The 23,215-nt window shown below is 61.8% G+C and carries 21 protein-coding genes; 15 read left to right on the plus strand and 6 right to left on the minus strand.

Annotation, left to right across the window (positions count from 1 at the left end):
• Positions 1–5 precede the first annotated feature (5 nt).
• From GGR23_RS17220 to GGR23_RS17285, 14 genes are all read left to right on the plus strand, one after another.
• Positions 6–1,454 carry a hypothetical protein gene (locus tag GGR23_RS17220; protein ID WP_183367571.1) on the plus strand — a complete coding sequence of 483 codons (1,449 nt, stop codon included), beginning with the start codon at positions 6–8 and terminating at the stop codon, positions 1,452–1,454.
• A gap of 2 nt (positions 1,455–1,456) precedes the next feature.
• A complete protein-coding gene (locus tag GGR23_RS17225) occupies positions 1,457–1,903 on the plus strand; it encodes a hypothetical protein (RefSeq protein ID WP_183367572.1) in 447 nt (148 codons plus the stop codon).
• A 162-nt stretch (positions 1,904–2,065) separates the two neighbouring features.
• A complete protein-coding gene (locus tag GGR23_RS17230) occupies positions 2,066–3,322 on the plus strand; it encodes a phage tail sheath protein (protein ID WP_183367573.1) in 1,257 nt (418 codons plus the stop codon).
• 12 nt (positions 3,323–3,334) lie between these two features.
• A complete protein-coding gene (locus GGR23_RS17235; protein ID WP_183367574.1) occupies positions 3,335–3,880 on the plus strand; it encodes a phage major tail tube protein in 546 nt (181 codons plus the stop codon).
• Positions 3,881–3,971: 91 nt separating this feature from the next.
• Positions 3,972–4,466, plus strand: a complete 495-nt coding sequence (locus tag GGR23_RS17240; protein WP_183367575.1) for a phage tail assembly protein — start codon at positions 3,972–3,974, stop codon at positions 4,464–4,466.
• Positions 4,467–4,626: 160 nt separating this feature from the next.
• Positions 4,627–6,699, plus strand: a complete 2,073-nt coding sequence (locus GGR23_RS17245) for a phage tail tape measure protein (RefSeq protein WP_183367576.1) — start codon at positions 4,627–4,629, stop codon at positions 6,697–6,699.
• A complete protein-coding gene (locus GGR23_RS17250; RefSeq protein WP_183367577.1) occupies positions 6,696–7,163 on the plus strand; it encodes a phage tail protein in 468 nt (155 codons plus the stop codon). The genes GGR23_RS17245 and GGR23_RS17250 overlap by 4 nt, the downstream gene beginning before the upstream one ends.
• Positions 7,160–7,381 (plus strand): tail protein X, encoded by a 222-nt coding sequence (locus tag GGR23_RS23640; RefSeq protein ID WP_183367578.1) that lies wholly within the window; start codon positions 7,160–7,162, stop codon positions 7,379–7,381. Before GGR23_RS17250 ends, GGR23_RS23640 begins: the two co-directional genes overlap by 4 nt.
• Before the next feature lie 3 nt (positions 7,382–7,384).
• Complete coding sequence (locus GGR23_RS17260; RefSeq protein ID WP_183367579.1) at positions 7,385–8,401, plus strand: phage late control D family protein; 1,017 nt, start codon at positions 7,385–7,387, stop codon at positions 8,399–8,401.
• Positions 8,402–8,565: 164 nt separating this feature from the next.
• Complete coding sequence (locus GGR23_RS17265) at positions 8,566–11,517, plus strand: response regulator (protein ID WP_210297004.1); 2,952 nt, start codon at positions 8,566–8,568, stop codon at positions 11,515–11,517.
• A complete protein-coding gene (locus tag GGR23_RS17270) occupies positions 11,514–12,386 on the plus strand; it encodes a CheR family methyltransferase (RefSeq protein ID WP_183367581.1) in 873 nt (290 codons plus the stop codon). The genes GGR23_RS17265 and GGR23_RS17270 overlap by 4 nt, the downstream gene beginning before the upstream one ends.
• On the plus strand, positions 12,379–14,214 hold the full coding sequence (locus GGR23_RS17275; protein WP_183367582.1) for a response regulator: 1,836 nt from the start codon (positions 12,379–12,381) through the stop codon (positions 14,212–14,214). Before GGR23_RS17270 ends, GGR23_RS17275 begins: the two co-directional genes overlap by 8 nt.
• Before the next feature lie 74 nt (positions 14,215–14,288).
• A complete protein-coding gene (locus GGR23_RS17280) occupies positions 14,289–15,374 on the plus strand; it encodes a DNA topoisomerase IB (RefSeq protein WP_183367583.1) in 1,086 nt (361 codons plus the stop codon).
• A gap of 106 nt (positions 15,375–15,480) precedes the next feature.
• Positions 15,481–17,094, plus strand: coding sequence for an EAL domain-containing protein (locus GGR23_RS17285; protein ID WP_183367584.1), 1,614 nt, complete (start codon positions 15,481–15,483; stop codon positions 17,092–17,094).
• Positions 17,095–17,121: 27 nt separating this feature from the next.
• Here GGR23_RS17285 and derI read toward each other — a convergent pair whose 3' ends face one another.
• The 3 genes from derI to GGR23_RS17300 are packed head-to-tail and all read right to left on the minus strand — an operon-like array spanning position 17,122 to position 19,134.
• A complete protein-coding gene (derI, locus tag GGR23_RS17290) occupies positions 17,122–17,577 on the minus strand; it encodes a D-erythrulose-4-phosphate isomerase (protein ID WP_183367585.1) in 456 nt (151 codons plus the stop codon).
• A 1-nt stretch (position 17,578) separates the two neighbouring features.
• Positions 17,579–18,358, minus strand: coding sequence for a triose-phosphate isomerase (locus GGR23_RS17295; protein WP_183367586.1), 780 nt, complete (start codon positions 18,356–18,358; stop codon positions 17,579–17,581).
• A complete protein-coding gene (locus tag GGR23_RS17300; RefSeq protein ID WP_183367587.1) occupies positions 18,355–19,134 on the minus strand; it encodes a DeoR/GlpR family DNA-binding transcription regulator in 780 nt (259 codons plus the stop codon). The genes GGR23_RS17295 and GGR23_RS17300 overlap by 4 nt, the downstream gene beginning before the upstream one ends.
• A 160-nt stretch (positions 19,135–19,294) precedes the next feature.
• Between GGR23_RS17300 and fsa the strand changes: the two genes are divergently transcribed.
• Complete coding sequence (gene fsa / locus GGR23_RS17305; RefSeq protein ID WP_183367588.1) at positions 19,295–19,948, plus strand: fructose-6-phosphate aldolase; 654 nt, start codon at positions 19,295–19,297, stop codon at positions 19,946–19,948.
• 32 nt (positions 19,949–19,980) lie between these two features.
• Here the strand turns inward: fsa and GGR23_RS17310 are convergent, their stop codons facing one another.
• From GGR23_RS17310 to GGR23_RS17320, 3 genes are all read right to left on the minus strand, one after another.
• Positions 19,981–20,940: a sugar-binding transcriptional regulator gene (locus GGR23_RS17310; RefSeq protein WP_183367589.1), complete on the minus strand. Its 960-nt coding sequence runs from the start codon at positions 20,938–20,940 to the stop codon at positions 19,981–19,983.
• Positions 20,941–20,974: 34 nt separating this feature from the next.
• Entirely contained in the window at positions 20,975–22,123 is a 1,149-nt protein-coding gene (locus tag GGR23_RS17315) for an iron-containing alcohol dehydrogenase (RefSeq protein WP_183367590.1), read from the minus strand.
• Positions 22,124–22,281: 158 nt separating this feature from the next.
• Positions 22,282–23,214 (minus strand): sugar phosphate isomerase/epimerase family protein, encoded by a 933-nt coding sequence (locus GGR23_RS17320; RefSeq protein ID WP_183367591.1) that lies wholly within the window; start codon positions 23,212–23,214, stop codon positions 22,282–22,284.
• Between the last annotated feature and the right edge of the window lies 1 nt (position 23,215).

Genomic DNA, 23,215 nt, shown 5'->3' on the forward strand with positions numbered 1-23,215 from the left:
AGGCAATGGCAACGACGATGCACTATGGGCTAGTGAAGCCATCGACTGAGAAGTACGTCGATGAGGAGTTCTACCAGCTTCAGGATACCCTCGACACGCTGGATACCATCCTTCACGGGCTCGACCTTGAGATCGACGAGAAGGCGCCGGTCTCTCATGGGCATTCATTGGCGGATATCATCGGCCTCATCGACGCCTTGAACGGCAAGATGAGCGCCTCGATGACCTTCAAGCTCGACAGCTTGACGGATGTCGATGGTGCAGACGCGGCCCCGAACGGCTATATTCTCGTCAAGACCGCTGCTGGGTGGGTGCCCGCGTCGGCCGCGACGGCCATGGGAAACCACAACCACACCACCGCCCAGGTCAACGGACTTGATGCTGCGCTTGATGCCAAACTGGACGACTCCCAGCTTGACACGGATGCAGCCATGACTGCCAACAGCGATGCGAAAATCGCGTCGCAGAAGGCGGTTCGGGCGGCATTGTCCGTTAAGCAGAACATCGCCGATCGAGGCCTTCTTTCCGGGTTCCGCAACAAGCTCATCAACGGCAACTTCGATTTCTGGCGACGCGGAGCTTCGCAGACTATTGCCGGGTACGGGTCCGCTGACCGATGGAAAAGCAACTTCCTCAGTGTTACCCGAACTATTTCCCGCATGGCCTTCACGCCGGGGCAGACACTTGTTCCCGGAAACCCGGCCTGGAGCTTGCGTCACTCAATTACGGCCGCAACGGTTGACTCGGCCGGCTTCTCGCAGACGGCCCAGTTGATTGAGGATGTCACAACGCTCTCGGGCAGACTTGTAACAGTCACTTTTTACGCAAAAGCCGATTTTGCGGGCCGCCCGATGTCTGTCGAACTGATGCAGTCGTTTGGCACAGGTGGCTCTCCGTCTGCTGCTGTGGCCGGGATCGGTGTAAACAAGTTTCTACTCACGACGGGTTGGGCAAAATACCAGTTCACCACGACAATTCCATCTGTCTCTGGGAAGACGATCGGAACTGGCCAGAATGACTACCTGGCGCTGATTTTCTGGTTCAGCGCGGGCAGTGATTTCGATGCGCGGACGAATTCCCTGGGTAACCAGTCAGGGACTTTTGACATTGCGCATGTGTCGATTGTCGAAGGTGATGCGACGGGCGAAAGCGACCCCTTCAGCCCGCGTCACCCGCAACAGGAGTTGGCGCTTTGCCAGCGATACTTTCAGACGACCCGCATTGTGTTCTGGGGGAATGTTACCTCGGGTGCCAGCTACCGCGCATCGGGTTACTTGGAGACCGCGATGCGTGCCTATCCATCTCTTACCGCCACATCGACCGCAAACAGCAACTTCGGTTCGGGAACCACTGCCTCGGTGAACAGAGGAAATAATCTCACGGACATGCGCACCGCCACTGGCACGGGCGTCGGCTACTATTACACCGATATTGACGCAGACGCGGAGATTTGAGCATGCGTGTGATTGGATACACTGAAGACGCTAACATCTGGGCAGAGATCGAAGGCAGGGAGATGACGGTCCCTGACGATCCGGCGAACCGTCACCGGCAGATGATTGCGGAATGGGAGGCGGCAGGGAATACGATCCCGGCTTTCGTTCCACCACCGCTTCCGGTGCCCGAGGAGATCAGCGATCGGCAGTTCTTTCATGCCCTGGCAAAGGCGGGCCTCATCACCGAGGCCGAAGCACTGGCGGCAGTGAAGACCGGCGATATGCCTGAGGCGATCAACGACTTCGTGAATACCCTTCCCGAGGACGATCGCTTCGACGCTCGCATGCTCCTCGAGGGCGCCACCATCTTCCGGCGCTCTCATCCCCTTACAGCGGCATTCGGTGCCCTCTATGGGATGGAGCCATCGGATATCGACGATCTCTGGCGGGATGCAGCTTCATTGTAAGCTCTGGCGCGCGACTTGATTTTCGCGTCTGGAACGCGCATCTTTACGGCTGATTGAACTTGGCTTGAACCATTTGGGGCTGACAGCTGTCAGCCCTTTCTTTTTTCCATCATCCCTATCCTTGCTGACGACCCTTATTTCAAGCAGCAGCAGGGATGACCGATGTCAGGGACCACGGATTTCGTCGGCGTACGCCGGTTCTCCAACCTCACAAGCACTGTCGCCAAGATCGATACCCGCGACTCGACCATTGTTGGTCTCGTCGCCCCGGCTCCACTGGCAGACAACACCGCCTTTCCGCTCAATGAGCCCGTCGCCCTCTCGCTCGACGACAGTGCACAGGTTGCTCTCCTGGGGGCCGGTATCGTGCGGGACGCCGTCGACCAGATGCTTTCGGAAGGCATCGTCACCGATGTCGCCTTCGTCCGCACCGCGCATTCGGTGCTCACCGACCCGCAGCTCAAGCTTGAGGCCGAAATCAACGGCATCGTCGGCAGCGCCGGCGCAAAGACCGGGGTATGGGCACTGCTGGACGCCAAGAGCGAAATCAAGCTGGAGCCGGGCTGCATCATCTCCCCCGGCTATATGTCTCATCGCATCGGCAATGCGGCCAACCCGATCGTCGCGGCCGCCCGAACGGTTGCAGATCGTATCATCGACTGCATCGTGATCGCGGACACTCCTGCAACTTCGTCCGCGGCCGCCATGACCTGGGCCGAAGACTTTGCCGCGGCCTTGAATGTCATCGGCATTTATCCCGGTGGCATGGTGAACCTCGGTGCGGGCAATGTGGTCCGGCCGCTCTCCCCGCATGTTGCCGCAGCCATGGTCCGGCGCGACAAGGAGACTGGCGGACCCTACAAGGCGTTCTGGAACCGCTCGCTGCAGGGCGTGCTGGGCCCGTCTGTGCCGGTCGGGTACACGGACGGGGATATCAACTCGGAAGCCAACCAGCTTGCACAGGCCGGCGTCGGCTCGATCATCGAAGGCAACCTGCTTTGGGCTCCCTTCACCACTGCCACGGACCCGACCGTCAAGTCCTGGCGTTCCATCAAGAAGATCCGCACCCGTCGGGCCGTCGAAAAAGCAATGCTTCGCCCGCTGCGCCAGTATGCGAGCGAGGACATCACGCCGCATATGGTGTCCCTGATCTATCGCGCAGCCGACCAGTTCCTTTCCGATCTGGTCACCCTCGGCGCAATCATTGACTATGAGCTGGTCTGGTCGAAGTCGATGAACCCGCCTTCGCTTCTCGAGGCGGGAGGCTTGAGGACAAAGATGCGCTGGGCCGAGACACCCGACCTTGTCGATCTCCAGCTCTATGACGAACCCATGCCGGAAGCATTCGACGTTCTCGAAGCGGCCATCGCCACCGCTCTCTCGCAGCTCGGTCTTCCGAACATTCGCGTAACCGCCTAAAGGAGAAACGTCATGGACCGCATCATTCGAGGCGCGAACTGGTACTGCAACGAGATCAACCAGCGCCTGCGCGTCGATGAGACGACGCTGCCCGAACTCTCCCGCGAAATGATGAGCTTCGTCATGGGAGGTGGCTACTTCGCTATGGAGCTGCCGGCCGAGATCCAGCCGCTCACCTGCGAGCAGACGGTCAACGGCGTCCATGAAGATCTGAAGTCGCGGTTCGGCCGAGAGCCGGGGGACTGGACGACGGTTACCTACTACGAGAACCTCCTGAACGTTTTCCCGCAGTCGGCGAACGGAGAAGTCCAGGCCGGTGCAAAGCCCCAGTTGACCGGGCGCGTCGTGTTCCTGAAGGGGCTGCTCAACGGTTACGCCCAGGCAGGGGTGAAGGGCATGAAGTCGAGCGGCGCGACCCGGCTGCGCTGGTCATCGATCGTGCTCTATCACGACATCTTCAACGGTAAGACCGTGCACAAGTTCGACCTTCAGAACAACACCCTGATCATCGACGGCGTGAACTACACCGCAGAGCACAACCGCTTGATCGCCGCTTAAGCGAATACCTCGGCGCGCTCACCGACAGGCGCGAGATCCAGGCTGGCTGCAGCGGTGAGGCGGCCAGCCATTAGTTTTAGAGGCCTACACGATGACTTCGAACCGTCCTCAAACTGCCGTCATTGCCACTCCGCAGTCGAAAGACGATCCCTTCGATGTCAAGATCGAGGAAATACCAATGCCGCCGGCCGACAAGTGGGAAGAGCTCGACAACAGCACTCCGACGAAGTCAACATTAGCCGACGTCACGCCGAAGGAGAATGATACTGCGGCCGGGGCAAGGCCCATCGCCAAGCTCAACTTCATTAAATCGATGGCGTCGGAGGTCCCTCTCGCCTTTCCCTTCGAGCATCCAGAATTCGGGGAAATTCATGCGATTGTCGTTCATCGCCTGACGGTGGGCCAGGTGGGGGACATCCTTGACGCCAGAGCGAAGGGCGCCCCCGATCTCTTCGACATCTATGCGGCAATGACAGGTCTCACACCGGAGGTGTTGCGTGGATTGGAAGCAAGCGATGGTGAACGCGTAACAGGAGCCTGTTTTGATTTTTTGCCCCCATTGTTGCGTCCGGCCCAAACGGGCTGACGCGCGTCGCCATAGATCTGGGGGCATGGCGCGCGGTCATGGCGCGCGTATCGCACAGCTTCGCCACATCGCTTGACGCTCTCAGAGCAATGCCATGGGACGAGGCCTTGCGGTGGTACCCGGAGGCACAAGCGATCTATTCGGAAACTTGGGGTCGAAGATGAGTGATCTGGATGTCTCTCTCAGACTGCGGATGGTCAATCAGCTGTCCCGCCCGGCCAATGAAGCTGAGCGGGACCTGAAGGACATCAAGGAAGCAGCAGACCGAATTGGCCGTTCGAATGGCAGCGATCGCCTGAACCAGGACATCCGCGCAATCGGCCGCACCGCCGACGACGCAAGACAAAAGATCAGGGAAATTGGTACGGGCTTTCAGGGCGTAGCAGGCGAGGCCAGAGGTGCGGCAACAGCGATCGGGCGCATCAAGACCGAAGCGACTGAGGCCCGATCCGCCCTTTCCACCTTGGACAACGGCAGTCTAAATGGGTTGAAGTCGGACGCAGCCAACGCGAAACAGGCCATCACTGAGATAGGCGCAGCAGCTGACGCAGCGCAGGCGAAGCTCCGCCAACTTAAAAGCGGGCCTCTTACCATGACGCCTCCAGGCGGGCGCGTGACGATGGCGGATGGACCCTGGCGACCGCACACAGGAGGTTTGGCAAGTGCGGCAGAAGGTGCGCTGGACCAGTTCGGAGCACCGGTAGCACTCGGAGCAGGCGGCGCCTATTTGGCGGGAGCTGTTCCCGCCGCAGTAGCGGTTGCCGGTGGTGAGGCAATCCGCCGATCTGCTGCAGACGAGTTTACGCTCGATCAGATCCAGAACACGGGCGGTTTCAGCGACGAGGAAAAGAAGCGCTACGATTTCGAGCTGGGAAAGGTCGGTGCGAAATACGGTGTTGGAAAGCAAGGCGCGATGCAGGTCTTCGGATCGCTTCAAGCGGGTGGCCTTGAGCATGGTATAGCCTCTGCGATGATGGAAAGCGTTCTCCGCTTTGCCAAGGCAACCGGCTCCGATCCCGTCGATGCGGCGAAGACTGCGACCGCCCTTCGAAACAACATGAAGATAGAGCCTCAGGACCTCATGGCGGTATTCGACATGATGGCCGTGGGGGGCAAGGAGGGCATGTTCGAGATCCCCGACATGGCGCGGAATTTCCCGTCAATGCTCGCAGCGCTCGCGGTGCATGGATCAAACGGCCCCCGCGGAGTCAGCCTCGCGACTGCCATGATTCAATCGATCAATAACGGCGCCGGCTCGCCGGATCAGGCCAAGACGTCCTTCGAGGCTATGTTACGTGACATGGTTGCTCCGGAGGTCACGGATCGTGCAAAAAAAGATTATGGCATTGATGCCTTCGCCATCGAGGAGAAAGCGAAGAAGGACGGCGAGGACCCAACTCTTGCTCTGATCAAGGCCTATCGGAAAGCCGTCGGCGGAGATCAGGAGAAGATGCGTGGTCTCTTCCGCAACGAAGAAAGCTTCAAGGGCCTGGCGGCCGTATTCAAAGACCTCGACGCCATCGAGGCACTAATGAAGAGAATGGAGGATGCGAAGGGCACGATTGACAAGGACTTCGGCAACGCAACCGACAACCTGTCCTCTCAAAGCGAGCGCCTCTCAGCAAATGTCGGGCAGAATATAAAGGATCTGGCCGCCCCGCTGCTTCCATATCTGACGAGCATTGCACGCGTCATGTCACAGGCCATGGAAGACAGCAGGGAGAATCAGCAAAAGGATCCGCTGTCGCTTGTGCCAAATGCGCCTCTGATCCAGGAAGGCATTCGCATATGGTTGCAGCACGGAGCGACAAAGCCGAAAGGCCCGTCCCTCATCGACCGCTTCCTCTACGGCCAGGCGGCTGACCCGGACTTCGATGCGAAGAAGCACTTTGGTATAGACCTGCGACCTTCTGCCGAGAACTCTATGCAGAGCTACACGCAAGGACTGGCAGAACAGGGGGCCAAAGCCGAACAGGAGGCGCAAGGCATTGCTGAGCGGATCAAGGCTCTGCTCGGCTTCACCGTTTCGCCCGTCATCGCTCCGACCTATGTCGATCCTGGTGCACCCTCTGCGCCAGCGGCAACTCCCGCACCTACAGCACCGTCGCAGAAGAACACCTTTAACCAGACGATCACGTCTCCCAACTCAAAGCACGCGGCAGTCCAGTCGGCCCGCGAAATCCGCCGGGCTCAGGCAAGAACGCTTTATGACACAGGCAGGAGGCTCGCATGAGCGTATTTCGGCCGCACGGCGCTCTGCTGTCCATTGGTGGTGCGATCCTGTACACCGTGGGTCTCAATCCTCAGCGAATTGGCTATTCCTCCACAACGCGCTTCCCGGTCCACTCTGTCCAGGCAGGTTTTCGCGTCCAGGCAACAGGGGCAGATCCCGAGCGAATCGTGATCGATGCCCAGACCTATCCGCATGTGGTGGGTGGCATGGATGCCTACGCGATATTGAAGGCGCATCACCGCTCTCAGTCCGTGGTTCCATTTATCCGTCTCCGGGGGAACTACCTCGGGGAGGCCGGAGGTCTGTGCGTGATTGAAACCCTCGATACGGATGAAGAGCGGCTGCACCCCTTCGATGGCGTCGGCCGTAAAGTCGATGTGAGCGTGGGGCTCATGCTGCTGCCAGCAACCGCCGGCCTCGGCGGGCGGCTTGAGATCGTCACTCTGGGAGGCCTGTTCGGATGAGCTATGTTGTCGCCTTTGGCGGGGAGCGCTTGGACCGGATCGCGAAGAAGCTAATGCAGACAGAGCGCCAAGGTACAGTGGAGGCGTTGCTCGACGCGAACGAGGGATTGGCGACCGCTGCTGTCTCGGGCCTGGTGCCCGCCGGCACCGTTATAAGGGTGCCGAGAGATTGGTCGCCACCTGCCCCAGGCTCACCAACTGTTTTGCCCTGGGAGTAGGTGATGAAGCGTCCAGTCGTGCGGATCGTTGGTGAGACGGGAAGTGACCTTCTGCCGGCATGGGGATCGTCTCTGATGTCGGTGACCTTCACAGACAATTCCGGTGGAGACGCCGATGAGCTGGAGTTCCAGTTCTCGGTCACAACACCCCTTCAGGCACCACCGCAAAAGGGCCAGCAATACCGTCTTCTCTTTAACTGGCAGGGCGAAGCTCTGCGCGATGCAGGCCTCTTCACCTTCCAAAGCGCAAGCCTTTCGTTTGAAGCTGAAGGCGGGTGGACAATGAGCGTTGTCAGCCGTTCTGCTGACTTCGTGGATGCCGATAAGGCCGCCGATGTCGAGCATTTCGAAGAGACGACAGCAGGCGAGATATTCCGCCAGCTTGCCGAAGGCGTCGGGAAAAAAGCGACCGTACATCCTGTGATCGATGCCATTCCAATCCCCTATCGCCTTAGGATGCAGCAGTCCGCAGTCGGCTTTGCCCAGCAACTCGCCGACGAGCTGGGAGCGACCCTGAAGCTTGCGAATGGACAGTGGCTTGTTCCCCTCAAGAATAGCGGCCAGACTGCTCTTGGATCGACACTTCCGCCGATCGTCATCTCAGCCGACGAGGCGACAGGCTGCGATCTCACCACTGAAGGGCGCCCTGAATTTGCAGAAGTGCGCGCAACCTGGTTTGACGAGGAAAAGGGCCTGCCCGCACTCGCAGTGGCAAAGGGCAGTGGAAGAAGCGCCGCCTTCTTCGGGCTGCATTCCGCCCCCTCTGCCTCCGAAGCAAAGCAGCGTAGTCAGGCGGAGCGCAAAGAGATGGAGAGCGCTGCGATAACGGGCAGTGTCTCGCTGGAGGGGCGCGCAGGGGCCATAGCAGGGGCGCCAGTCGAACTGGTGCAGTTCGGCGGCTGGTCTGGTTTCGATCTCGTCGCCCAAACGATTACCCATACTTTCACGTTCGATGAAAGCGGGGGATGGCTAATGTCGATCGAACTCTCTGCCAAAGGCGACGCGAGCGCGGCGGGTTAGAGGCGGGCGAGAACTCGCTCGAAGGGTCTTTGAAGGGGCTTTGCGACGGCTTTGACAGGGACCATCGGAAAATCGAAAATTCCGGATTTGCGTGTCAAAATTCCGGAAATCCGTGTCACGCTACACTGGCGATCGCCCTTTCGTTCTTTGTCTCGCAGCCTGCCGTGCCGCTGATCCTCGCCGCGGTGTCCACCGTGCTGATCGTCATCGGCTATTTCCTGGCACCCCCCGGCGTGTCGCTCGAGCTCGCGCAGGTCAACCGCTCGCTTTGCATCGTCACCGCCTGGATCCTCGGCGGGGCCGGGATGGTTTCCATTCGAGGCAAGCTGGATGTACGGCGGCAGGAATGGCTTCAGCGCGCAGAGGTCGGCCTCGCCAAACGCATGTCGGGGGAACAGACCGTCGAGGCACTCAGCCAGAACATCGTCTCTTTCCTGTGCGAATACATGGGTGCGGCCAGCGGGGCGATCTTCGTCAACCGCGATGGCACCTTCCAGAGAACGGCCACCTTCGGCGTGCCCGCGGATGCGCCCGTGCCGTCGCAGGTCGCACCGGGCGACGGTCTCCTCGGCGAGGTCGCCCGTGACGGCAAGGTCATGATGCTGAAGGACGTGCCCGACAATTATCTCTATGTCGGCTCGTCGCTGGGACGGGCCGTCCCGCGCCATATCGCGCTGTCAGCCGCCAATGCGGATGACGTGATCAACGGGGTCATGGAATTCGGTTTCCTCAATCAGCCGAAGCCACGAAAGGAAGCGCTGCTTTCGCGTGTCGGGCCCACGATCGGCGTCGCGCTTCGATCGGCACAATACCGGCTCACCCTGCGCCGTCTTCTGGAGGAAACCCAGCAGCAGGCAGCAGAGCTGCGCGCGCAGGGCGAGGAGCTTCGCGCCGCCAATGACGAGCTTGAGACCCAGAGCCGTGCGCTGCAGGAATCCCAGGCCCGGCTGGAATTGCAGCAAAGCGAACTGGAACAGAGCAACGCGCAGCTGGAGGCGCAGGCACAGGAACTGGAAGCCCAGCGGGACGATCTGGCGCGCAGCCAGCTGCTGCTCCAGCAGCAGGCGCGGGATCTCGAACAGGGAAGCCGCTACAAGTCCGAGTTCCTTTCCAACATGTCGCACGAACTGCGCACACCGCTGAACTCGCTGCTCATCCTCTCGCAGCTGCTGGCCGACAACAAGGCCGGGAACCTGACGGAGGAGCAGGTAAAGTTCGCACGCACGATCACCTCCTCGGGCAACGACCTGCTCGTGCTGATCAATGACATTCTCGACATTTCGAAGATCGAGGCGGGCCAGGTCGAGCTCCAGATCCAGCCGGTTCGCGTGACTGATATCGCCGCCAAGCTTGAGGGAACCTTCCGGCCTCTGGCCGAGCAGAAAGGCCTCTCCTTCCGCATCACCGCCGCGCCCGATCTGCCGGAGGAGATTGCCAGCGATCCGCAGAGGCTGGAACAGGTGATCAAGAATTTCCTGTCGAATGCGATCAAGTTCACCGCGCATGGCGAGGTCACGCTCGATCTCGCGCCTCGCGGAGAAGCGGAAATCGCCTTCACCGTCCGCGATACCGGGATCGGCATTCCGGCGGAGCAGCAGCAGGCGATTTTCGAACCCTTCCGGCAGGCGGACGGCACGATCAGCCGCAAGTACGGGGGCACGGACCTGGGGCTGTCCATTTCCCGTGAACTGAGCACACTGCTCGGCGGGCATATCGCGGTGTCGAGCAAGGAGGGCAAGGGCAGCAGCTTCACCCTCACCATTCCGGTCTCGCTTTCGGAAGACGAGGTGCGACCCCTGACCGGCGCGGCGCCGGAGCGGCGCTCGCCCTCGGTGTCGTCGCGGCATGCCTCCGCCACGCTGTCCGCCCCCGCCGCAAGCGCACCGGAAAGCCGTCCCTCGATCATCAAGGATGACCGCTCCACGCTGACCGCCGGCAGCCGGCTGATGCTGGCTGTGGAAGACGATCCGAAATTTGCCGAAATCCTCTACGATCTCGCGCACGAGGCGGGCTTCCAGTGTGTCGTCGCAGGCACCGCGGATGAGGGCGTCATCATGGCGCGGCAATATCTGCCGCAGGCGATCATCCTCGACATCGGCCTGCCCGATCATACCGGCCTCTTCGTGCTCGATCGCCTGAAGCACGACCTCAGAACCCGGCATATTCCGGTTCATGTCGTCTCCGCCGGGGATTACGTGCGGAAGGCAAGGGCGCTCGGGGCCGCCGGCTATTCCCTCAAGCCGGTGAAGCGGGAAGAGCTGGTGGAGGTGCTGGAAGGTCTGGAAAGCAACATGCTGGAGCCCGTTCGCCGGGTGCTGGTGGTGGAGGACGATGCAACCCAGCTGGAAAGCGTGCAGCTGCTGCTCGGCTCCCGGAATGTGAGCACCGTCGGTGCCAAGAGTGCCTCCGAATGCCTGGAGAAGCTCCGCAGCGAAGAGTTCGACTGCATGGTGCTCGACCTCACCCTGCCTGATGCCTCGGGCCTGGACGTTCTGGATCAGCTCGCAGGCGATACCTCGATCGCCTTTCCCCCGGTCATCGTCTATACCGGCCGCGAACTTTCGCCGGACGACGAACTCAGGCTTCGCAAATATGCCAAGTCGATCATCATCAAGGGCGCGCGGTCGCCGGAGCGTCTGCTGGACGAGGTAACCCTCTTCCTTCATCAGGTGGTTTCGAAACTGCCGAATCGCCAGCAGGAGATGCTGGCAAAGTCGCTGAACCGCGATGAAGCGCTGCTGAACCGGAAGATCCTCATCGTCGAGGACGATGTGCGCAATGTCTATGCGCTGTCGAGCATCTTCGAAACCCATGGTGCCGAAGTCACCATTGCACGCAACGGGCTCGAAGGCGTCCAGACCCTGGAACAGGCGGGGCCGCAGGGCTTCGACCTTGTGCTGATGGATGTGATGATGCCGGAAATGGACGGCCTCACCGCGACCCGGGAAATCCGCAACCGGCTGGGCATGGACCATCTCCCCATCATCATGCTCACGGCAAAGGCCATGCCGCAGGACCAGGAGCAGTGCCTCGCCGCCGGAGCTGACGACTACCTGCCGAAGCCACTCGATGTGGAGAAGCTGCTGTCCCTCGTTCGCGTGTGGATGTCCCGATGAGCACGCCCAGGATCACCCCGAGGCCGGTCGAGGAGATCGAACTGCAGCTCCTGCTGGAAGCGATCTACCAGAAGAGCCACTACGATTTCCGCGGCTACTCGCAGGCCTCGCTCGCACGGCGCATGGAACAGGCAAGACAGCATTTCGGCTGCGAAAGCCTCTCCATGCTTCAACACAAGGTGCTGCATCAGCCGTCGGTATTCCGCGAGCTTCTCAACTTCCTGACCGTGCAGGTCAGCGAGCTTTTCCGCGATCCCGACTATTACAGAGTTCTGCGCGAACAGGTCATTCCGCATCTGAAGACCTACCCTTCTCTGAAGGTCTGGGTTGCCGGTTGCAGCGACGGGGAAGAGCTCTATTCCCTTGCGATCCTTTTCCGGGAGGAAGGGCTGGAATCCCGCACCATATTCTATGCGACGGACATCAACCCCGCCGCCCTGCGGAAGGCGGAGGCTGGCGTCTACGCGCTGGACCGCATCCCGCAGTTTACCCGCAACCATCACGCCTCGGGCGCCCGGACCTCGCTCTCCGACTATTACACGGCGGCTTATGGTGCGGTGGTCTTCGACAAGAGCCTTCGTGCACAGACGGTGTTTTCGGAGCACAGCCTGGTTTCCGATCAGGTCTTTGCGGAAGTCCATCTGGTCAGCTGCCGCAATGTCCTTATCTACTTCGACAAGCAACTGCAGGACCGCGCCATTGCCCTGTTCGAGCAGTCACTGGTGCGCGGCGGTTTCCTCGGTCTCGGCATGCAGGAAACGCTCGCCTTCTCCCCCCATCAGGACCGCTTCGATACCTTTGCACGCGATGAGAAGGTCTATCGCAAGCGACTGTTCGTCCCGACCGAAGAAAGGGCCTTCCATGGCTGAGCAAACGGTAAAATTCCTGCTGGTCGACGACCTGGAGGAAAACCTCGTGGCACTCGAGGCCCTGCTCCGCCGGGATGGTCTGGAACTCATCAGGGCCCGCTCCGGAGCAGAGGCGCTGGAACTGCTCCTGGTGCACGACATCGCGCTTGCCCTCCTCGACGTGCAGATGCCGGAAATGAACGGTTTCGAACTGGCCGAGCTGATGCGAGGGCTGGAGCGCACGCGGCGCATTCCCATCATCTTCGTGACCGCGCTGCCGGCCGACGAGAACCGGCGCTTCCGCGGCTATGAAACGGGTGCCGTCGACTACCTGCAGAAGCCGATCGATCCGCAGATCCTGCACAGCAAGACCGGCGTGTTCTTCGAACTTGCGCGGCAGCGAAACGAACTCAAGGAGAATGCCGACAAGCTGAGGCAGGCACTCAGCCAGCTGCAGGCCCACACGGACAACTCGCCGCTCGCCTATGTGAGCTTCGACCCCCTCCTGCGCATAACCGGCTGGTCGGACGGCGCCAGTCGCCTGTTCGGCTGGGACGCGGCGGAGATGAAGGGACGCTCCTATCGCCACGTCTCATGGCTGCCGGAAAAGACAAAGACCGATTTCTCCGCCGTTGCGTCCAGCCTGATCGAAGGCCATCCGACCGGACGCGACGTGGCCGAATTCGGCGCCCGCCATCGCAGCGGCCGGATGGTGGAGGGGGAATGGTACCTCTCCGCTCTTTACGACTGCAAGGGCAACCTGACGTCGCTCAGCGTCCAGATACTGGACATCACGGAGCGGCGGAAGGCGGAAGAGACCCAGCGTCTGCTGATGGGCGAGCTCAACCATCGCGTCAAGAACACGCTCGCCACCGTGCAGGCGGTCGCGGCCCACGCGCTTCGGCACACGCGCGACCCCGCCCAGTTCGCCCGGACCTTCAACGGGCGCATCCAGTCCCTGGCCAAGGCGCATTCGCTCCTGAGTGCCACCACCTGGAGCGGAGCCTGCCTGAACGACATCATCCGGGATCAGCTCGATCTTGGCGCTCTCGATGTCAACCGGTTCCAGTCGAACGGTCCCTTGCTCGAGCTCGTGCCTCAGCAGGCCTTGCACATTGCCATGATGGTTCACGAGCTGGCGACCAATGCCAGCAAGTACGGCGCCCATTCCATGCCAAGCGGGCGGATTTCGGTGGAATGGAGGCTGGAAGGCGAAACACTGGTAATTGTCTGGACCGAAGCAGGCGGTCCCGCGCCGGGAGGAATGGTCAGAAGGGGCTTCGGCACCACCCTGATCGAGCAGAGCGCGCGGTCCGAGGGAGGCGCGGCCGAGCTTGTCGTCAGAGACGACGGGCTCAGCTGGACCATCCGCATGCGCTTTCAGGGGAAAATGCCGGAGGAGCCGACGGGCAATCCGGAACCTGTGGAGATGGAAAATGGGATGGGCGTTCCGGCGCCCAGAAGCGACATGCCCTCGGCAGCCGGGCGCCGCCGGGTCCTCATCATCGAGGACGAACCGCTGGTGGCAATGGATATCGCCAGCCTGCTGGAGGCGGCGGATTTCGAGGTGGTGGGCACCGCTGCGACCGTGGGTGAGGCACTCGACTTCATCGCCCGTTCCGAGATCGATGTGGCTCTCCTCGACGGCAATCTTCGGGGATATCCCGTGGACGACGTGGCCCAGGCGCTGGATGGAAAGTCGATCCCTTTCCTGTTCGTCAGCGGCTATGGAGAGCAGAACCTTCCCAAGGACTTCGCCGGACGGCCCATCCTGACCAAACCCTTCAGCGGCGAGGAATTGATAGAAGGCGCAACGGGCGTCCTTGGCGAGCGGCATTACTCTGCCTGAGGCAGAGCGACAGCCATGCAACCGCCGGCGTGCAACGGTGTTTACCGTCTGCATCAAGTGGCGGAGAATGCACCATGGATACCTTAGCCGAGGGCAGCCTGCTTCAGGCAGTGCCCTCCAGTCTGCCTGATCTCGTCTATGCGCCGGATATCGAAGCGCCCATAACCCGCAAGCTGGGAAAGCGCGGCTTTCTCTATTACGACGCGGAGGGGCATCGTATCGCGGACCGCGCCGAGATCGAACGCATCAACCGGATCGCGGTGCCGCCAGCCTATAGAAACGTCCGCATCGCCTCCGACCCGCGCGCCCATCTGCAGGCGGTCGGCTGGGACGAGCGCGGCCGGAAACAATATCGCTATCACGCCCTGTGGACCGAAGGGCGCGGCGAGGCAAAGTTTTCACTGCTCACGGACTTTGCCGAAGCACTTCCTCTCATCCGCGAGCGGGTGGACGCCGATCTTCGCCGGCGAAAGCCGGATCGCGACAAGGCACTGGCCTCCGTCGTATGGATCATCGACAACCTCCTCATCCGCGTCGGAAATCCGGCTTATGTCCGCGATAACGGATCCTTCGGGGCGACGACGCTCCGAAACCGTCATGTAGCCATCGACGGCTCCGAAGTCCGTTTCAGGTTTCGCGGAAAGTCAGGCAAGGAGTGGCGCCTTTCCCATCGCGACCGGCGGATCACGCGGACGCTCAGAACCCTACAGGAACTGCCCGGACAACAGCTCTTTCAGTATATGGATGCCGAGGGCGCTCTTCACCCGGTGCGCTCGCAGGACGTGAACGCCTACATCCGGGAAGCCACGGGAGCAGACTTCTCATCACGTCAGTTCCGCACCTGGGGAGCAACCCGGCTCGCCGCGGTCGAACTGTCGAGGCTTGACGAGAACGTCAGCGAGCGCGAACGCAAGCGCATGACGAACAGCGTGATCGACAAGGTTGCGGCACGGCTCGTCAATACCCGCGCGGTCTGCCGCTCCTCCTACATCCACCCGACCGTGCTCGAAGGATTTGAAGAGGGCAGCCTGAAGGACCTCTGGACCCTTCGTCTGTCGCGAAGCGAGAGGCTGCGCCGCTGGCTGGACGAGGATGAACTCCGGGTCCTGCAATGGTTGCGCCAGGCGCAGCAGGCGAGAGCGGCACCATTCCAGCCATGACGAAATCCCCCCGAAGTGTTTTCGTGGATGAGTTGAAAGTTAAGAGCTTTGCATTAGTCTGGGCGAAATTCCCCTGTGGGCAAGGACGGCGTCCGGGGCTTGAGACATGCGAAATCCGTTGGGTTACTTTATCGATCCGGAGCGTCAGCGCGCCTTTTCGGCAGCGGCTGCAACGATCGGCTTTTTTGTTGCCCTTGGACTTTTCGCAGGCTTTTACGCCAACACCGTCGACAACATCGTGGACCGGTTCCTGAACCGTGCCCTCGAGAACCTCCAAGCCCCGGTCGCTGCGGCCAGCAAGGGATTCGAGGCGCTGAATGCCGCTCCCCGCAACGATCGCTGTTCGGAGGAACTCGTCGAGCGGCTTCGCGATGCCTCGTTTCTCCCCGACGGCATCAACGAATTCATGCTCGTCAATGACGGAAAGGTGGAATGCACGAGCACCCTGGGGCTGCTTGCCACACCATTCGAGCTCGGAACCCCCTCGATTGATGCGCTGCCCGGAGGCGGACGCATCTACCGGTTCGGGGTGAACCTGTCGGCCCTCGGCCATCAGGGTCAATATGCCTCCATCGTCCAGGAGGGACGTTTCGCGGCCATCCTCCCTTCTCCCGACATGCCGGGTGCCGCTCCCTCGTGGCTGGCGCTGGAAGGACTGGCCTGGAATGCGGCCCGGCATGTTCCCTACCGGCTGTTCGGACAGGTCGATCTGTTTTTCGACCATCAGAGAACCAATCCCGATGGCGGCCACCTCGCCACCACGCGTCTGCTTTGCACTGCCGACGGCGTGCTGTGCGCCACCGGCAGCATCTCGCTTGCCGAACTGGCACGGAACGGCCTTGCTTGGGGGTTGCTGGCACTGGCCTTCAGCGCCCTTTTCGGCAGCTTCGTCGCCAGCCGTTTCACTGCCTTCCTCCAGCGAACCTTCCGGCTGGAAGCGCGCCTGATGCGCAATCTGGTTCCCGATCGCATCCAGCTTTGCTACCAGCCGATCCTGGATACCCGCACGCGCGGTATCACGGGTTGCGAAGTCCTGGCGCGCTGGAAGGATCTCGATGGCTCGATCGTCTATCCCGACCGGTTCCTGCCCATCCTGGAGCGCGAAAAGCGCATGCTGGAATTTACCCGGATGGTCGTCGACAAGGCCTGGGTCGAGTTGTCGACCTGCCTCCCGCCCGGCCAGAAACTGCAGGTCAACATCAACATCTCGCCGCAGAACGTTCCAGACCCTGCGCTCCCGGGCCTCTTCGACCGCTTCCTTCAGGAGCCCCGCCGCTTTACCCTCGCGGTGGAGCTCGTGGAAACCGAAAGAATGTCCTTCGAGGATGCCGAGCACCTGATACAGCGGCTCAGGGAAAAGGGCATCCGAACCTATATCGACGATTTCGGAACGGGGTATTCCAATCTCGAGAATCTGGCGCGCCTTTCCGTCGATGCCGTGAAGCTGGACAAGAGCTTCGCCCTCGCCCCGGAAAACAGCCTGATGGGGGAAATGCTGGAATTCGCGCTGAAGATGGCAAAGGCCATCGGGCGCTCCACGGTGGTGGAGGGCGTTGAAACGCCGGAGCGGTTCGATCAGCTCCTCAAGCTCTCTGTTCCCGTGGATTACATCCAGGGCTATTTCATCGCCCGGCCGGTGGATATCCGCTCCTTCGCGGCTTTCCTGGCGCAGGGCAACTCCTGGAACAACGGCGCGCAGCAGACCCAGCGGCGGGCATGAGCCGCCGCCGGACCCTCGGATCGACCGTCAGCGAGCGTTATACTTGGCGTCGACGTCGTTGATCGCCCGGACGTTGCCTGCAGACCGTCCGTTCTCGTCGAAGGTCTGGGCGAGGAAGGCGTCTGCAATCGCCTTTGCCAATTCCGTGCCGATGACGCGCGCGCCCATGGTGATGATCTGCGCGTTGTTCGACAGCGCGGCTCTTTCTGCCGAATAGGTGTCATGCGTGAGCGCAGCGCGAATGCCCGGCACCTTGTTCGCCGCGATGCAGACGCCGATGCCGGTACCGCAGACGAGAATGGCGCGGTCGTAGGTGCCGTCGATGACGCCCGAAGCCACCCGATCGGCGAGATTGGCGTAGAAGGCATCCGGGCCCGCATCCGTGCGGGAAATCTCCGACACCTCGTGCCGGTCCTTCAGGTAGTCCGCGAGGACCTTGGCGAGGCCTTCCCCCGCGCTGTCTCCGGCAATGGCGAGTTTCATGTCATGCTCCTTTCAGGGTGGCGGCGCATTTCGACAGGATGTCGAGATAGCCTTCGACGTTCCAGGCCGAACGCCCGATGAACAGCCCGTCCACATGGGGGCAGGCGATGAGTTCCTCACAGTTGCCCGGATTGACCGAACCACCGTAGAGGCAGGGTATGCGGCGCCCGAGAAGATCCCCGGCCACCTCGATGATCTCGGCCTGGCGGGCATCCGCGTAATCGGACGTGGCCGGAATTCCGTTGACGCCGATGGCCCAGACGGGTTCGTAGGCCAGCAGGATATCCGCGTTCCTCTGGTCGCCGGAAAGCCTTGCAAGTGCCCCGCGCACCTGCGCCGCAAGCACCTCTCGCGCCCTGCCGCTCTCCCGTTCGGCCAGTGTCTCGCCGATGCAGATGAGGGGAACAAGCCCGTGACGCACGGCGGCTTCCGTCTTCAGACCCACGGTCTCGTCGGTCTCGCCGAAATGTTCGCGCCGCTCCGAGTGTCCGAGTTCCACCAGATCCAGATGGCAGTCCTTCAGCATGACAGGGGATATCTCGCCCGTCCAAGCGCCCTCATCCGCCCAGTGCATGTTCTGGGCGCCCACTTTCACGGACGTGTCCCGCAGCAGGGCCTTTACCTCGCGCACCGCAGTGAAGGGCGGAATGACGAAGCGCTGGGTGCGGGGATCCCGCCCGCCATCCGCTGCCTTGAGGCCTTCGGCAAACTGGCGGGCTTCCGCCAGCGTCTTGTTCATCTTCCAGCTCGTGCCGATCCAGAATTGCGGCTTTTCCGTCATGCTACCGGTTCCTTGTCTTTCGCCACGTCCAGCATGGCGCCATTCTTTTCAAAAGCCTCGAGCGCCTCCCGCGGCGGCAGATCGTCCGTGATGACCCGTTCGAAATCGCTGATCCTGGCCAGCACATGCAGGGCGCTCTTGCCGAAACGCTGGTGATTGACCAGCAGGCAGGCCCTCGATGCAGAGGCGATCATGGCACGTTTTGCCCTGATGACGCCGTCGTCCATGTGGAACGCCATGCCGCCGGACACAGCCGGCGCCGAAATGAAGGCGATGTCTGCCCTCAGGCGCGCCATCGATTCCTCCGTCACCACGCCGAAATAGGCGTTGAACTTGGCCGAATAGACGCCGCCAAGGGCAATCGTCGTGATGCCCGGCTCCATGCGCAGTGTCTCGATGATGGCCGCATTGTTGGTGATGACCGTCAACGGGCGCTTGCGGGGCAGGATTGACCCCAGGACAGCCGCCATCGAACCGTCGTTGACCGCCACCGTCATTCCAGGCTCGATCAGTTCCAGCGCGGCTTCGGCCATGCGGCGCTTGGCTTCGCCCTCCTGCCGCTCGCGAAAGCGGAAATCGCTTTCAAACTGGGTGCTCGATTCGATCGTGGCACCGCCGCGCACCTTGCGCAGCATGCCGGCCTCTTCGAGATCGTCGAGATCCCGGTGAATGGTCATCCGGGAGACGCCAAACCGCTCCGAGAGGGCATCGAGCTCCACCATCCGCTGTTCGACCAGAAGGTCCATGATGGCCTGTCTGCGATCTTCCCGTTTCATGGACGTCTCTCACCGAGATATTTCATGACCGGGAAAATAACACACCATGTAACATTATCAAGACAATTTATGTGATATTGTGATGATATCTTGTCACATGCGCATAGGGAGTGGTAGGGAGGTCAGGCCACCCATCGCATCAGCCCTTCAAGGAGTTGTTATGAAGTTTTTTGCCGACACGGCGGTCGTCGCCGATATCAGGGAGCTCAATGACTACGGTCTTCTGGACGGGGTCACCACCAACCCGTCGCTGATCGCGAAATCCGGTCGTGACTTCAAGGAAGTGATTGCCGAGATATCGGCGCTGGTCGACGGTCCGGTTTCGGCCGAGGTGGCGGCTCTGGATTTCGAAGGCATGGTGGCGGAGGGCGAGCATCTTGCAAGGATCGCATCGAACGTCGTGATCAAGCTGCCGCTGACGCTTGCCGGCCTCAAGGCCTGCCGTCACTTTGCCTCCAGCGGCATCCGCACCAATGTCACGCTCTGCTTCTCGGCCAATCAGGCGCTGCTCGCAGCCAAAGCGGGCGCAACCTATATTTCGCCCTTTGTCGGCCGCCTGGACGATCTGAACATCGACGGGATGGAGCTGATCCGGGACATTCGCGTAATCTACGACAATTACGGCTTCGAAACGCAGATCCTGGCCGCTTCGGTTCGCACCGCCAATCACGTGCGGGAAGCGGCGCTCGCCGGGGCCGATGTGGCAACGATACCGCCTGCGGTCATCAAGGGTCTCGCCTCTCATGTGCTCACGGACAAGGGTCTGGAGCAGTTTGCCAGAGACTGGGCCGCGACCGGTCAGACGATCCTCTGATCGCTTGAGGGGGGCGGTCGCTTCCTCCCCCTTTACAGGCCTTCGAGAAGCGCCTGCGCCGTCCGCTCGTCGGTGATCAGGCCGTAAAGGGTACGGCTTTCGAGGACGGCGCGAATGGCACCGGTTTTGGCCGGCCCTCCTGCCACCGCGACGATCCGGTCGTCGTCGCGGCCGCGGAACGAAACGGACAGCGTCCGCGCCGTCAGCGGCGTTTCGAGCATGCGTCCGTTGATATCGAAGAAGTGTCCGAGCAATTCGCCCGCCGCGCCATCACGCGAAATCGCGCGGATCTCCTTCGGCTCGATCATGCCCGAGGCCACCAGCTGCGCGTCCGCCTCCACCGTTCCGATGCCGACGATCTTCAGGTCTGCATTATTGGCAAGATCGAAGACCTCGCCCACGCCGCGCTGCGCCAGCAGGACCTCCCTGTCTTCGGTGGAATTGGCAAAAAAGGGAACCGGCATGACATAGGCAAGCGCGCCCGTCTTTTCGGCAATGCGGTGCATGACGTCATGGGGATTGACCGAATAGTTCCGCGTCAGCCCGCCAAGCAGGGAAACGAAGCGCACGTCCCGCGCGGCGAGGCGCGGCATGAGATGGACGGCAGCCGCCAGGGTGCGTCCGTGACCAAGCCCGATCACCCGGTGCTCGCCCAGTTCGATCGCGCGTTTCAGGAAGCCCGCCCCAGCCTGTCCGAGCGCTCTCAGGGGCAGCCCCTCCTCGCCCAGATCGGGAGCCACTTCGCAGTATTCGAGGCCGAAGACACGGGCAAGTCGGGTCTCCAGTTCCACACAGCCGGTGATGTCGCCGTCGATCGAGACCTTCACGACGCCATCGGCGACTGCACGAGCGATCAGCCGGTGGGCCTTCACCGAAGGCACGCCGAGCTGCTTTGCCACGGCCGCCTGGGTCAGCCCGCCCACATAATGCAGCCATGCCGCCCTGACGGCGAGCGATTCGTCGGTATCCACAACGGGCAGCCGGTCTTTCATGGGGACTCCTCAACAGCGGAACGGGTTGCCGCGATCAGCTTGCGGCCTCGAGGATGGCAAGCAGTGTCGCCTGATCGAGCGGCACCGGATTGGCCTTCATGGAGGATGACGCCAGTGCGGCTTCGGCGGCTGCCTGCCGGTCCTGTGCCGTGATTCCCATGCCGCCGAGCGTCATGAGACCAGAAGCACGCGACCAGTTCGCCAGAGCCGAGAGCGCCTTCCCGGACGTCGTTTCGAAGGCCTGCCCGATGAAGCCGAGCACTTCCTCGATCCGCCGAGCCTTCTCCGGTTCGGTCACCGCATCCCGATTGGCGGCAAGGGCATAGGGCAGCAGGGCACCGCAGATTGCGCCGTGCGGGGCCTCGCTGAGGCCGCCGAGCGGGCCCGCCAGACCGTGGACCACGCCGAGGCCGGAATTCGCAAGCGCAAGCCCGCCGCAAAGGCTGGTCCAGGCGATCTGGTCACGCGCAGCCTCCTCCTCCCGAAGCATCAGAATTCGCAGCGCCGAAAGGCCGGACTGGATGGCGTCGCGGCAAAGGGCGTCGGTGAGGCGGTTCGCGCGGCTGCTGATGTAGGGCTCGATCACCTGCGTGACGGCATCGAGGCCGGATTCCAGCGTGACGCGTCTGGGAGAGTTGTCGGTCAGCGCGGGATCCACGATGGCAAGTCTTGCAAGCATCCGCGGGTCGCGCAGACTTACCTTCCGCCGGTGTTCGGGCACCCCGATCACGGCATTCTTCGTCACTTCGGCACCGGTGCCTGCCGTCGTCGGCAGGGCGATGAAGGGGAGCGGGTCGTCTTCGAGAACGCGCCCCGTTCCCACGACCTCGAGATAATCGATGATGGGCCCGGACGCGCGGACCAGTGCCGCTATGGCCTTTCCGGCATCGATGACGGAACCGCCGCCGATCGCCACCACCACATCGGAACCGGAAGCCCGCGCGGCTGCAATTCCCATCTCGATCAAGGGAAGGTCCGGTTCTCCGGGAACGGCAAATCCCGAGATCTCGGCCCCCAGCGCCTCCAGCTCCGCGGCCATCCAGTCGGCTCTCGCCGGCGTTCGACCGTGAACGAGGAAGACCTTGCGGCCAAACGGCAGAATGCGGCGGGCGGCTTCCGAGGCCTTGCCTCGTCCAAACAGGATTTCACCGGCGGTCTGGAAGACAAGCGATTGCAGGGTCATGGTCCTCTTCCGATATCGGCCGTCGCGCACGGAGCGGCGTGCTCCATCGCATGGCATCTCAAAGAAACGCACGCCGTCATGCGGCGGCGGGCGGCGGCCCGCATCCGCTTTTCGCCGGAAAGTGCACCAAAATCCAGTGTTTTCCCGGAGAGCCGGCTTTACCCCGCGAGATCACCGGCCCCGGTGTCGATATGCGGGGCCCAGAACGCGATGCTTTCGGCGATCTGGGGGATTACCTGCCGGTCATTGGGCTCCCGCTCCTTGAAGGACAGCTCAAGGCAGATCTCGTTGTCCACCGCACCGCCCTCGGCAAAGGCCGCAAGCAGCGGCTCGGGCTGTATCCGCCCCTTTGCGTTGAACTCGGCGGTGAATGGCCTGTGCCCGCCCTTGTCCATCAGGCTCTGCTTGATGTGGATGATCGGCGATACCTTCGGGACCGCGCGTGCCCAGGCATAGGGGTCGTAATCCGCGGGATTGGAAGAGGTGACGTCGCCGTGGTCGATATCGGCCATCATCCACATAGGCACGGCCATGTTTGCTGCGCTCAGCCGGTCCTGCAGCGCCAGGCAGGCGTCGATGGTTTCCCCGAATTCGCGGCCGATGCTCATCGGCTCCCAGAAGACATAGTCGAGCCCGGCAGCCTTGGCGTGCTCCGCAACCTCTGCCCAGCAATCGATGGCGATCGATGTCAGCTCCTCGCGCCGGACCCGATCGTCGAAATCGCGATAGGTGAAGATGGCAAACTGGGTTCCGACCGACTTGCCGCCGAGATCGCCGATGATGTCCGCGAAGGTCTTGAACCAGTCCACATAGTAGCGGCGCACCTCGGCATCGGGATGGCCGAAATGGTTGAGCCGGCCATACGGGCCGGTCATGCCGGACGTGACACGCACCCCCGTTCGCCTGAGAGCACGGTCCATCTGCCGCGTGAGGCGGCGGATGACGGGCGCCTGCCAGCTGGGATTGATGAACTCATGGGTAAGCTGCAGATCACGGATGCGCAGGTCGCGGGCAACCGTATCGATGAGGTCGTCCGGATCGGCGAAGCGATTGACGAGCGGGTTGGTGTTCAATGAAAGCGAGAGCGGCATT

Origin of the sequence: Gellertiella hungarica (assembly GCF_014197145.1) — a bacterium.
In the GTDB taxonomy this organism is placed as follows: Bacteria; Pseudomonadota; Alphaproteobacteria; order Rhizobiales; family Rhizobiaceae; genus Gellertiella; species Gellertiella hungarica.